A 12,152-nucleotide genomic window follows, 5' to 3' on the forward strand; every position below is an offset into this window, starting at 1 on the left:
CCCATTTCTCAACTTTCCTATCATGAAGTTATGGTTGTATGCCGGATGCTTAGCATCGGTACTGGGCGGCTGTACCCAGAAAAATGAGAATGCACGTGTTTTCCTTACTACAGGAGACGAAAAACAGTTATTTCAGGAGCAGGCTTTTCTAAAATCGGAGAAGGACACCGCATTGTTAAATTTAAAAATTGACACCAGTCAGCAGTACCAGGAGATAGAAGGATTTGGTGCGGCTATGACCGGGTCATCGGCATATGTGATGCAGCAATACATGACAGCACCTAAGCGCAAAGCACTGCTCGATGAATTGTTTGATGCAGAAAAAGGGATCGGGATAAATTATATCCGGCTGTCAATAGGCGCATCTGATTTCTCTCTTTCGCCTTATAGTTATGACGATATGCCTGCGGGTGAGCGGGATGATAGTCTGGCGCATTTTAGCATAGCAAAAGATACGGGTGCTTTGATCCCTGTACTAAAAGAGGTGGTGGCAATTAACCCTCGTATCCACATCATGGTAACTCCATGGAGTGCACCGGGATGGATGAAAACCAGTGACAAGCTGGAAGGTGGTTCATTAAGACCGGATGCTTATGCTGCATATGCCTCCTATTTTGCAAAATATATCCAGGCCTTAGGTGCTGAAGGCATCACCGCAACCAGTCTGAGTGTACAGAATGAGCCGCAATACGAAGCGGCCTATCCTACCATGAAGATGACGGCGCCTGAACAGTTAACCTTTATTAAGGATCATTTAGGACCTGTATTACAACAAAAGGGTATCCATACAGAGATATTATTGTTCGATCATAACTGGAATAGCCCGGAATACCCGATTTCTATTTTAGACGATACGGTGGCTGGGAAGTACGTAACTGGTGCAGCTTTCCATTGCTATGAAGGTGCAGTAGGTGCTATGAGTCTGGTACATGCCGCGCACCCTGACAAGGGGTTATATTTCACAGAGTGTTCCGGTGGGAGCTGGGCGCCTGACTTTGGAGGCAACCTGAAATATATGGTGGGCAATCTACTGATAGGCACCGTCAATAACTGGTCAAAGAACGTATTACTCTGGAATATGGCGCTGGATGAAAATAACGGTCCTACGACCAATCAGCCTGCACAGGCAGGGGAGAAGGTGAACAAGGGGTGTATGAACTGCAGAGGGGTGGTAAAGGTTCGGTCAGACAGCGGGACGGTGACAAAGAATGTAGAGTACTATGCGCTGGCGCATTTCAGCAAATTTGTACGGCCCGGGGCGAAAAGGATCTATTCATCACATCCTGAGGGGGTGGAAAATGTGGCGTTTTTAAATAAAGATGGTAGCCGGGTGCTGGTAGCGCTGAATAGCGGGGAGGAGGCAAAGGCTTTTTCTGTGCAGGATGGGGCGCGGGTGTATAAATATGAGCTAAAGGCAGGAGCAGTAGTGACTTTGGTGTGGAAGTAATTTTATCGGGAAGCATTTCTGTACAGGAATGCTTCCCGATAAAATTACACGGTTCGTGGGATATTATATATATGCGGTCCAACATATATTTGTAATACTACTTAAATAATCTTCTATTACGTTGATTTGCACCCCCTTTAGCCTTCCGGTTGTCGGGAGGCTCTTTTTTGGGAGGGGAGAAGCCCTCGTTATATTAATAACCTTCGTGCCTTTTGCCGTTAGATTCTTTTTGGGGATGAGAAGCCCACGTTACATTAAGGACTCTTCTGCCTTTTGCCGTTAGATTCTTTTTTGGCGGGAGAAGCCTCATTACATTAATAACCGTCCTGCCTTTTGCAGTGCGATATTTTTATTGAGGAGGTAGTTCAAGTCCCCATTCCTTCAATTTCTCAACTGTCTTTGTATAATTCTCATGCAAAAGCCCATTAATCCCCAGCCCTTCAGCAACATGAATAAACATTGCACGGTCCTCAAGGTATAATACCTCCTGTGGTTTTACAAGCGCAATATCCAGCGCCATTCGCCATATATCGGCATCAGGCTTGCGGAAATGCACAAAACAGGAAGAAATAAAGAAATCCACAAATTTATCAATGCCGAAAGTCCGTATGCGGTATTCATTCAGTTCTCGTCCTTCATTGTTGACAATCGCGATCTTCAGTTTATAATGATCCTTCAACTGACAGATAAGGTCTATCATTTCGGGATAAGGAGTCGTACGGCTGTACATGAACTCCTTAAAATCATTCCTTGTAAACTCCCTGTGTTCGTAAAAGACAATTCTTGTCAGGTATTCATCCAGCGTGAGCTTGCCTTCTTCGTAAGTATCGAAGGTAAGGTGGTGGCGTTCTTCCAGTTCTATAATATCCAGGTTAAAGATCCTGGCTGCCTCTTTACGGGCTGCACGGTCCCAACCGTTGCTTAATAATACCCCGCCGATGTCCAGGAATAGCGTCGTAATCTTTGCCGAGTGCTGCATGGTTTTGAAATTAAGGTATAAAAATGTGCGCAGATGTAATTTATGAAATTCCTCTATGTGAATGTGCGAGGATGTGATTTATAACTTTTCTCTATCTATTCCCTTTCCCCTCTTAATCCCTGCATTCACTTAACCGGCCGTTTCACAAAATTTGGTAGCTTCAAAGCAATAGGTACGGTCATCACTACCAATACAGCTGCTATAAAGAACGTATCCTGTATGCCGTAATGATGCGCCACAACTTCCGTATATCCTTTCCCATCAGTATAATATCGCATAATGTATTGCTGAAGCAACCCACTAAATGCAATACCGATAGTACCACTTAATTGTTGTAATAATGAAAACATAGATGATGCCTGCGTGACTTCTTCCGGAAGAACTGCACTCATAGCAGCGGAGGTAATAGTCGACACCAACAAACCAATACCAAGCCCTCTCACGACCATGGCAGCAATGATAGGAAATAAAGCAGGTGTATTTAATTGTGAAAGCTGTATCATAGATATAGCAACTAATATAAGCCCCGCTATGATCAATCTTCGTGGTCCAATTTTATCAGACAGCGATCCGGCAGTAGGTGTGACCAGCGCCATCACTGCTGAGAAAGGTAAAATTAATAACCCTGATGCAATTTCAGTAAACCCAATTTGCCCCTGTAATAAGAAGGGCAGAAGAAACAAACCACCAAAGATAGCAACCGATCGCACACAGGTGATTAAGATACAATAAGTATAGATCCTGTGCCTGAAAATATGCAGGTTAAATAGCGCCTGCGGATTCGGTAAACTGCGCCGGATAAATACAACAATTGCGATAATACTGACAATAAAAGGTATCCATACCCCCAGCGATGTAAGCCCTTTAGCTGGCAATACAGCGATAGCATACTGGAACAACACAATAAAGACAGTAAAAAGTCCGAATCCACTGGCGTCAAACCGAGCAGGCTGGCGAACATTTGTCTTTAAGAACCGTAAACTATATGCTGCGATACCGATGGTCAGAATACCAATCGGCAAGTTGATATAAAATATCGAAGGCCAGCCATAAAGGTTGGTCAGCGTACCTCCTAAAGTCGGTCCTATGGCCGGTCCGGCAATACTACCCAGCGACCACCACCCCATGACTTTACCTCTTTCTTCTGCTGGAAAGACCAACGTCAATATCGCCATGGCAGTAGGCGTAATTGCACCGCCGCCGAAGGACTGTATAGCCCTGGCCGCAATTAGTTCCGGCAGACTATTGGAGATCGCACATAATAAGGAGCCGAAGGTAAAGATCGACAAACTGATCAGGTACAATGCATAAAAACCGATCTGTTCTTTGAGCCAGGTGGTGAGGGGCATAAACACACAGAAACCTAGCATGTAGGCTACGATCACCCATTCTATTGCATCCAGCCCAACCCCAAATTGAGTGCTCATTGTGGGGAGGGAAACATTCACGATACTACTGTCTATTCCCGCCATAAAGGTCCCCAGGATGAGGGGGAACAGGATTCCAAAACGTTGCTTCATGTACAACTAAATTATTAATTATTTTCTTTTTGCGAAATACCAACTTCCGCTTATTGCTTATTTTCGCATCATGAAAAAGACCTTCGCCGATCACGTCATCGATTTTAATACCCACCTACAATATACAGGTAAGCTACCCAAAGGCATCCGTATTATGAATCCATTTCGTGAACAGCCGCAGGTCATGGATATCATGAAACAATTCTACCGCCGGTTTTATGGAGACCAACACCCGAGGCAGATTATCATGGGCATTAACCCAGGTCGCTTAGGTTCCGGATCCACAGGCATTCCATTTACAGATACCAAACGGTTGCAGTCTGTTTGCGGTATATCCATTTCCGGTATACAAACACACGAGCCATCATCAGTGTTCATTTATGATGTAATTGCTGCATATGGCGGGCCGGAGCAATTTTATCATGATTTCTATTTTGCCTCCGTATCCCCATTGGGATTTACGGCCGTAAAAGAGGATGGGACAGAAATTAATTATAACTACTATGACAGTGCGGAGCTGACAAAGGCGGTGTATCCTTTTATGGTGGAGAATATAAAAAAGCAATTGGAGTTTGGGGTGGATAGAAATGTTTGTTATTGTTTAGGAACGGGAAAGAATAGCCAGTTTTTAATCAAATTAAATGAGAAAGAGGGGTTCTTTAAGAAAATAGTTCCTTTGGAGCATCCAAGGTTTGTAATGCAGTATAGGGCGAAAAAGAAACAGGAATTTATTGATAAGTATCTGGAACGCTTTGAAGAGAATGCTCATTAACCTGTCATCAAGAGACTATAAAATATATTGTGTAAACTCCTTCCCCATTGTTTGAAACCCTGTCGGGATGGGGAAGGGGGAATGGCGCGGCAGCAGTGCCTTCCCCGGTTTTTGGGCCTATTGAGATAATTCACAACCATAGGCCATTAACACAGGAAATTTTACTGTCTCAAATCAAACCTGCCAATTATTACCTAAAAATTCTAATAACTGATTACCCAGAATGTAAACCTTTGTAACATTCAATTCTGGAAAATAATGCTCTTTATGTTTATCACAACGTTTTGCATTATTAATTTTGATTTCCACTCTTGGTGTTAATCTATTAAAATAACTAAAATAATCATCTTCCCTCACCCCCTCTGCTACAATAATAAATTTGCGACAATCTCTATGTGGATTCCCTTTTTTATAACCTCTATTCTTCCTCGGCATACTTATCCCAATTTAAATCTTTTAAATTAGCTAATAAAGGAATTGCGCCAAATCTGCCAGAAAGGTATCCTTTTCTGACATCTAAATCAGGGCGCACATTGAAATCGCTTAAAGGGTAAAAATGGCTTTCTTCTTTTTGATTCTTCTCTGCAAACCAAATTTCATCCTGACGAAACAAATCGAGGTCGAGTAAATTTGATTCGTGAGTAGTGAAAATTATTTGGCCTTTTTTATTTGGAATTTGCTGAATTTTTGTGATGAAATCTTTCAATAAAGAAGGGTGGATACTTTTATCAATTTCATCAATAAATATTGTAACTGATTCCGAAACTAATAAGAACAACAACGGTATAAAGTCAATTAACCTAAGTGTTCCGACTGATTCCTCAAACAGATCAAACTCCGTTTTTTCACCACTATCATTCACATGATATGAGATGAATTTTTTAACAATAGGATTGCCGTCTTCCATCAAAGCAATAGCATTATCTGTTGAACTAACCGGTAAAGTATCTCCATTAAGAATGGCCCTTAAAACACGTTCTCTTTCCTGAATATTGCTTTCGCCAAAATATTGATGTAATGGAATTGATTCAACATTAATTTCTTTAATGCCTGTCTCAAAACTTGAAATGGTTTCATTCAAAAATACCTTAAATTGATTGTTGTCAAGGAACAGTTTTATAAAGTGAAAATTTACCATTTGCGGAAAGATAATATACATATATTGCTCAAACCATTCAAACGCATCTGTTATCTCCTTAAACTTCTTATCTTTTGCTAAATGAATAAAAAGGTTAGACGGTTTTAAAAGTTCTTCTTCATACAATTCAACTAAAAGCTTTTCTTTCGGAGACTTTGTATAGTTCTGAGACAATTTCAGTGTTTCCTTTCCTCTGGCATTTGATTTTCGTTCAAAAACAAGTTCATCATCTTTTTTACCATAATTTAACTTGTATAACCATTCTTCCTTTACAATTCCTTTGTGGATGGATAAACCATATGCGTATCCAATCTTGTTTTTAATAAATTCAATTTCAAGAGTAGAAGCTTTTCCTTCATTCTTTCCAAGTCTGAAATAACTTTTAGGATCGATGATATCTATGTGTCCTTCAAGCACAACATCACGAAGGGCCGTCAATGTCTTAAATAAATTACTTTTACCAGCGCCATTGGCACCATAAATAACTGCACTTTTAAGAAGTTCAACTTTAGGGAATCTGAAAATATGGTCAGGGTGTCTTCTAATATCCCCAGGAAGCATATTAAATTCAGTTTCTTTATTAAAAGAGAGGAAGTTTTCAGCTGTAAATCTAATTAACATGGTTTATTTTTACGTAAGGTGTGTTGTAAATCTACACATTTTATTAAAAAAACAAAATAATATACAATTTACGACGATTTTTTCGTTATAACCTATATATTATTTGTCATTATTAATAAGATTTCCATCTGAGGAATATCAAAATGCTTATAAATAAAGTTGGGAATAGGGTTAGATAATATTATGATAACATCGCCTCAATTTATTGTAAAGTCTCTTTTTTGTCTGAATTCCAGATTTGCTTTTTCCCAATAAAACCTATACCTTAAAGTATTATTGTTTGACCCAAAACCCGACCCCACTATGCCTGACTTTGTATTCATGTTCGCCGGCCATGGTAGCCAATATTATAACATGGGCGCGATGTTATACCACAGCAACGTATTTTTTAGAAATACCATCCTCCATTTGGACAAGGAGGTCCGCAACCACACCGGTACTTCGGTAGTGGAATATCTTTACGGCAGGCGTTTCAATCCAGAAGGGATTTTCGATGACATCCGGTATACCAACCCCGCTCTTTTCATGGTCCAATACGCGCTCGCCCGTTTATTGCAGGAAGAACTACTGGTGAAACCTGATTATGTACTGGGTAGCAGCGTAGGGGAGATGGTGGCCGCGGCTGTGAGCGGCATGGTCTCGCCAGCCGAAATGCTTACGGCTATGATCGACCAGGCGCGGATTATTGAGCGGTTGTGTAACAAAGGAGGAATGATATCCATTTTAGCAGATGCTGCTATTTACGAACAGGAACCGCTGTTATATGAAAATACCACATTGGCCGCTGTAGACCACAAGGGACATTTTACGCTATCTGCTGATGACCGTACTTTGCTGGCAGTGCGCCTCTGGCTGGACAGCCACGAGTTATCTTACAGCCAGTTACCAGTGCGCTTTCCATTTCACAGTCCGCTGATGGAACCTGCCAGGGCACCGTTCATCCGCATTATGCAGCAATTGCGCTATGGCGCACCGGAAGCCACTTTTATTTCAGGTATTCAATCTGCTCCTGTTTACCAGGTAGATGCTGACTACTTCTGGGATGTGGTCCGCGAACCGATTGCTTTTAGCACTGCTATTGAAAGACTGGAAAACGCCGGGCCTTGCTTTTATATTGATTGCAGTCCGTCAGGGAGTTGTAATAACCTGCTGACAAAGGCACTGTCTCCTACATCTTCTTCTGTGAAACAGGTGATTATGAGTCCATTTGGGCAGGAGATTAAACATCTGCAGGCATTACTGCAAAAGAGGCAGGCTTATTCTTTATAAGTCCATCCGGGCAGGAGATTAAATAGCTGCTGGCGTTACTGCAAAAGAGGCAGGCTTATTCTTTATAAGTCCATTCGGGCAGGAGATTAAATAGCAGCAGGCGTTACTGCAAAAGAGGCAGGCGTATTCTTTATGAGTCCATTTGGGCAAGAGATTAATAGCTGCAGGCATTACTGCAAAAGAGGCAGGCGTATTCTTTATAAGTCCATTCGGGCAGGAGATTAAATAGCTGCAGGCATTACTGCAAAAGAGGCAGGCTTATTCTTTATGAATGTATAAGCGATAGCATTTTCAAGATTATTCCAGTAATATTATTTTTCCAGCTTGTTCCTACAGAACAAAGCCTAAATGTCTTTGTGCTTACGCTAGCGCTTGTCCTCGTTTCGTTTCTAAGCTTGCGCTAGCGCTTGTCCTTCCGTTTGTCCTTGTTTCTACGCTTACGCCATCGCTTGTCCCAACACTTGTCCTTATGCTTGCGCTGGCGCCAGCGCAACAATATCTTTTACCTCAACCGTCTTCTTAAAGTAACCCTCATCTGTTACTTTAATCATCGCTTTGCCCATTTCCGCCAGTGTGCAAAACCCATTTTTAAACAAAGCCCGCCCTATCGGATAAATCCAGTCAATATACTTATACCCTTTCAACACATGCCTCGCGCCCTTATCCGCCCGCAGAAAACCAGGCCGGAACGCAAACACTTGTCTGAAAGGAAGTTGCATAAGATCATTCTCCGTCTTCCCTTTTACCCTCGCCCACATAATCCGGCCTTTTTCTGAACTATCCGTACCACTTCCAGATACATAGCAAAAGGTCATACCAGGGTTCTGTCCACTCAACACCTCTGCCACATGCATCGTAAGCGTATAGGTCGCTCTGGCATAATCTGTTTCATTTTTACCCACTGAAGTCACCCCCAGGCAAAAGAAACATGCATCATACCCTTTTAACTGATCAGCTACAGGCCGGATATCAAAAAAGTCAGCGTGGATGACTTCCTTTAATTTGGGATGTGATTTGCCAAAAGGCTTCCTGGCAAAGGATACGACTTCCGTGACCAACGGATTGCGGAGGCATTCTTCCAATACACCTTCTCCTACCATGCCGGTCGTACCGGTAACTATTACTTTCATAATTACAGTATTAATAACGTTTTCAAATGTACACAACTTCACCGGGACTTGCTCGCTATTACCGGTAACTATTACTTTCATAATTACAGTATTAACAAGGTTATCAAATGTACACAACTTCACCGTGGACTTGTTCGCTATTACCGGTAACTATTACTTTCATAATTACAGTATTAACAAGGTTATCAAATGTACACAACTTCACCGTGGACTTGTTCGCTATTACCGGTAACTATTAATTTCATAATTACAGCATTAACAAGGTTATCAAATGGTCAACTTCACCCGGGACTTGCTCGCTATTACCGGTAACTATTACTTTCATGATTACAGTATTAACAAGGTTTTCAAATGGTCACAACTTCACCCGGGACTTGTTCGCTATTACCGGTAACTATTACTTTCATAACTAACGCATTAATAAGATTCCCAAATGTACAATACTTCACCGGGGACTTGTTCCCCCATACCTGCTTTTAGTAAGATCTCCAAATATACACTACTTCACCCTTGAATTTGTCCGCTTCACCGGAGAAAAAAAGCTCCTATTGGGTAAATTTCTGTCTATTTGCTATAAATCTAAAACATGAAAAACAAAGTAGGATTAATTACAATTTTTGTATTGTTTTTGGGAATGTGTCAGGGTGCATTTGCACAGGATGGAACTAAGAAGGAGCAGGCTGCGAAAGCAATCACTGATACCATGCAGGTACATCTTTCTCTGAATGATGATCAGTACAAAAAAGTGTATGATATCAATGCGCAGTTTCTGACCAAACTGGCAGGAATTAAGCAGGACAACGGTGGCAAACTGGCCAAATTACAGAAATTCAAGGCTGCAGATCAGGAAAGGGATGCCGCGCTGAAACCAGTATTGTCTGACGATCAGTTTAAGAAATTTCAGGAAAATAAGAAAGCGAGAAGAGAGGAAATGAGAGAGAATTATAAAAATAGTAAGAGCTAACGATCAGCTCAGGCACTTTAGCCTTTAGTAAGAATAAAATAAAAACCTGATTTCCATGAAAAAGATATTGATTTGTTCTGTTTTGGGTTTGTTTTGCGCCGCAGGCGCAACCGCGCAGGTAGTTGTTGTAAGACCAGTACATAGAGTAGTCGTAGCCGCTCCACCTGCAAGAGTCGTGGTAGTCGCAAGGCCAGTTCCTCCACCTCCACCCGCAAGAGTCGTGGTGGTCGCAAGACCAGTCCCTCCACCTCCACCTGCAAGATTCGTGGTGGTCGCAAGACCAGTCCCACCACCTCCACCCAGCGTCGTAATCGTCAGACCAAGACCAATTGTTCGCGTATACGCAAGATTATAAAATCACTTCAGACAACTGCTGCTATTACATTAACTGGAATGGCAGTAATAGTAGTGGTTGTCTGTACCTTCTACACCACCATGAAGACCTTCTACACGACCATGGACAACCCGCTACAAGACAATGAACCCCTTTTAAACCACCATGGCCATCCCTCTTCACCACAGCCACCCGCTCTACCACTTCCACCTCTTCACCACAGCCACCCACTCTACCACTTCCACCTCTTCACCACATCCACCCGCTACACCACATCCACCCACTACACCACTATCGGCAAACTAAACCCAAATGTCGCCCCTTCCCCCAACTTACTATTCACCCATATCTTTCCCCCCTGTGCTTCTATAAACTCCCTTGATATCGACAACCCTAACCCTGTCCCCGCTTTCTCAGGCGTACCAGGCACTTTAAAATACCTATCAAAAATCTTCGGCAAATACTTCTCATCTATCCCCCTCCCATGATCCTCCACCGTAAAAGAAATATTATTATGGTGAATAGTCGTCGTCAACACAATCTCATCATCCTCCGGTGAATACTTCACCGCATTCGTCAAAAAATTCGTCAACACCCACGCCGTCTTCTCCGGATCCGTCAGCATCTTACATGAAGTACCCGCCTCTTCCACCCGCACCCTGATATTCTTCTGCTGTGCTAAAAAACTCACTGTACTCGTCGCATTTTCAATAATAATCTCCGGACTCACAGGCGCTATCTTCAACTGTATATGCCCCGTTTCTACCTGACTCATATTCAGCAACTCACTGGTGATCTTTAACAATCTGTCTGAATCATCCGTAATACTCCTGATCAACTCATCCTGCTCTTTATTTACCGTACCCACCCGATGATCCGCCAATAACTGCGCACTCATTTTTATACTGGCAATAGGTGTCTTTAACTCATGAGAAATGGTCGCAATAAAGTTCGTCTTTGCCTCATTCAACTCATGGAAAGGCGTGATATTCCGTAACACAATTACCTGCCCGATCACCCGCTCATTATTATCTACATTGATCACATCAAGATGGAAATAACTCTCTTTATTATCCGCAAAGATCTTCAATTCCTTCTCCTTATTATTCTCCTGCAATAAACTGCGCATCAGATCATTCTGCAACGCCACATCCGGGGCATACTTACCAGCTATCTCCATTTCTTTCAACCCTAACAACTTCTCTGCTACGCGATTTGCAAATAGAATATGCCGGGTATCATCTATCCCGATAATACCATCATTCATCTGGTTGATGATCGTATCAATACGGGATTTTTCAAATTTAATTTTAGCAAGATTACTATGTTCATATTCATTCAGCTTTTCCGCCATCGTATTGAAAGCCTGTGCCAGCTCTCCGAATTCATCATGCTGATTCAAATGTATCCTGCGCGAATAGTCTTTATTGACAATAGATTTGATCCCTTCTGATAATGCATTGATAGGCTCACTGATAATACCCGGGAAGTTCACCGCCAGTGTAAATGCAATCAATGAAAGTAAAGAAAAGATAAGCACCAGCCAGTTACTAAACCGCTTTGCATTAGACATCGCAATATTGTTCTTCGCAAAGATAGCCTGTTGATTGGCGGTATTGATCAGGTATATTTTCTCTCTTAATAATTGTTGCAGTGAGTCATTTGATGGTGATTTTTTTAACTGCTCAAAAAGCGCCCGCACAGCGCCTGTCGCCGCACCCTCACCGGGCTCTGTGATATTCGCTTCCTGTTTAGCCAGGTTTTGCTCAAAGGTTTGAATACTGGCAGGATGCGTATGAAACTCCTCGAGTGTCTGCAACATATTATTGCTATACACCAGCGTCTCGTAGTTATCTTTCAATACAAGATGTGCATCTTTCTTCATCAGGTTGATAGAGAAGATACCCAGCAATCCGGATACAAGGATGGCCGTAAATAAAAACCCAATGCCTATACTTAATTTCGTTTTCAGGCGCAT

11 protein-coding genes are annotated in these 12,152 nt (G+C 42.1%); 5 read left to right on the plus strand and 6 right to left on the minus strand.

Going from position 1 to position 12,152, the window contains the following annotated elements:
- The first annotated feature begins 22 nt into the window (after positions 1 to 22).
- Complete coding sequence (locus tag QQL36_RS23665) at positions 23 to 1,447, plus strand: glycoside hydrolase family 30 protein (RefSeq protein WP_321566988.1); 1,425 nt, start codon at positions 23 to 25, stop codon at positions 1,445 to 1,447.
- Positions 1,448 to 1,796: 349 nt separating this feature from the next.
- Here QQL36_RS23665 and QQL36_RS23670 read toward each other — a convergent pair whose 3' ends face one another.
- The gene (locus QQL36_RS23670) at positions 1,797 to 2,426 is read right to left on the minus strand and encodes an HAD family hydrolase (RefSeq protein WP_083723232.1); all 630 of its coding nucleotides are present in this window, start codon (positions 2,424 to 2,426) and stop codon (positions 1,797 to 1,799) included.
- A gap of 125 nt (positions 2,427 to 2,551) precedes the next feature.
- Positions 2,552 to 3,946, minus strand: coding sequence for a DHA2 family efflux MFS transporter permease subunit (locus tag QQL36_RS23675; protein WP_321566989.1), 1,395 nt, complete (start codon positions 3,944 to 3,946; stop codon positions 2,552 to 2,554).
- Positions 3,947 to 4,016: 70 nt separating this feature from the next.
- On the opposite strand from QQL36_RS23675, the gene QQL36_RS23680 reads away from it, so the two are divergent.
- Positions 4,017 to 4,718 (plus strand): SMUG2 DNA glycosylase family protein, encoded by a 702-nt coding sequence (locus QQL36_RS23680; protein ID WP_321566990.1) that lies wholly within the window; start codon positions 4,017 to 4,019, stop codon positions 4,716 to 4,718.
- Positions 4,719 to 4,892: 174 nt separating this feature from the next.
- Here QQL36_RS23680 and QQL36_RS23685 read toward each other — a convergent pair whose 3' ends face one another.
- Positions 4,893 to 5,153, minus strand: coding sequence for a hypothetical protein (locus QQL36_RS23685; RefSeq protein WP_321566991.1), 261 nt, complete (start codon positions 5,151 to 5,153; stop codon positions 4,893 to 4,895).
- Positions 5,137 to 6,477: an ATP-binding protein gene (locus tag QQL36_RS23690; protein ID WP_321566992.1), complete on the minus strand. Its 1,341-nt coding sequence runs from the start codon at positions 6,475 to 6,477 to the stop codon at positions 5,137 to 5,139. The genes QQL36_RS23685 and QQL36_RS23690 overlap by 17 nt, the downstream gene beginning before the upstream one ends.
- Positions 6,478 to 6,780: 303 nt before the next feature.
- Here QQL36_RS23690 and QQL36_RS23695 point away from each other — a divergent pair, with 303 nt between their 5' ends.
- On the plus strand, positions 6,781 to 7,746 hold the full coding sequence (locus tag QQL36_RS23695) for an acyltransferase domain-containing protein (protein WP_083727609.1): 966 nt from the start codon (positions 6,781 to 6,783) through the stop codon (positions 7,744 to 7,746).
- 467 nt (positions 7,747 to 8,213) lie between these two features.
- Here the strand turns inward: QQL36_RS23695 and QQL36_RS23700 are convergent, their stop codons facing one another.
- Entirely contained in the window at positions 8,214 to 8,876 is a 663-nt protein-coding gene (locus QQL36_RS23700) for an NAD-dependent epimerase/dehydratase family protein (RefSeq protein ID WP_083727607.1), read from the minus strand.
- A gap of 586 nt (positions 8,877 to 9,462) precedes the next feature.
- On the opposite strand from QQL36_RS23700, the gene QQL36_RS23705 reads away from it, so the two are divergent.
- Positions 9,463 to 9,840 (plus strand): hypothetical protein, encoded by a 378-nt coding sequence (locus QQL36_RS23705; RefSeq protein ID WP_321566993.1) that lies wholly within the window; start codon positions 9,463 to 9,465, stop codon positions 9,838 to 9,840.
- Between the two features lie 82 nt (positions 9,841 to 9,922).
- On the plus strand, positions 9,923 to 10,195 hold the full coding sequence (locus QQL36_RS23710) for a hypothetical protein (RefSeq protein ID WP_321566994.1): 273 nt from the start codon (positions 9,923 to 9,925) through the stop codon (positions 10,193 to 10,195).
- Between the two features lie 262 nt (positions 10,196 to 10,457).
- On the opposite strand, the gene QQL36_RS23715 is transcribed toward QQL36_RS23710, so the two are convergent.
- A complete protein-coding gene (locus QQL36_RS23715; RefSeq protein ID WP_083727603.1) occupies positions 10,458 to 12,152 on the minus strand; it encodes an ATP-binding protein in 1,695 nt (564 codons plus the stop codon).

The sequence above is a fragment of the Chitinophaga sp. LS1 genome, from assembly GCF_034274695.1.
Taxonomy (GTDB): Bacteria; Bacteroidota; Bacteroidia; order Chitinophagales; family Chitinophagaceae; genus Chitinophaga.

Coding starts and splice junctions, on each gene's coding strand:
- QQL36_RS23675 (WP_321566989.1), bottom strand. CDS start 3,946: ATGAAGCAACGTTTTGGAATCCTGTTCCCCCTCATCCTGGGGACCTTT.
- QQL36_RS23715 (WP_083727603.1), bottom strand. CDS start 12,152: ATGCGCCTGAAAACGAAATTAAGTATAGGCATTGGGTTTTTATTTACG.
- QQL36_RS23670 (WP_083723232.1), bottom strand. CDS start 2,426: ATGCAGCACTCGGCAAAGATTACGACGCTATTCCTGGACATCGGCGGG.
- QQL36_RS23690 (WP_321566992.1), bottom strand. CDS start 6,477: ATGTTAATTAGATTTACAGCTGAAAACTTCCTCTCTTTTAATAAAGAA.
- QQL36_RS23695 (WP_083727609.1), top strand. CDS start 6,781: ATGCCTGACTTTGTATTCATGTTCGCCGGCCATGGTAGCCAATATTAT.
- QQL36_RS23665 (WP_321566988.1), top strand. CDS start 23: ATGAAGTTATGGTTGTATGCCGGATGCTTAGCATCGGTACTGGGCGGC.
- QQL36_RS23700 (WP_083727607.1), bottom strand. CDS start 8,876: ATGAAAGTAATAGTTACCGGTACGACCGGCATGGTAGGAGAAGGTGTA.
- QQL36_RS23705 (WP_321566993.1), top strand. CDS start 9,463: ATGAAAAACAAAGTAGGATTAATTACAATTTTTGTATTGTTTTTGGGA.
- QQL36_RS23680 (WP_321566990.1), top strand. CDS start 4,017: ATGAAAAAGACCTTCGCCGATCACGTCATCGATTTTAATACCCACCTA.
- QQL36_RS23685 (WP_321566991.1), bottom strand. CDS start 5,153: ATGCCGAGGAAGAATAGAGGTTATAAAAAAGGGAATCCACATAGAGAT.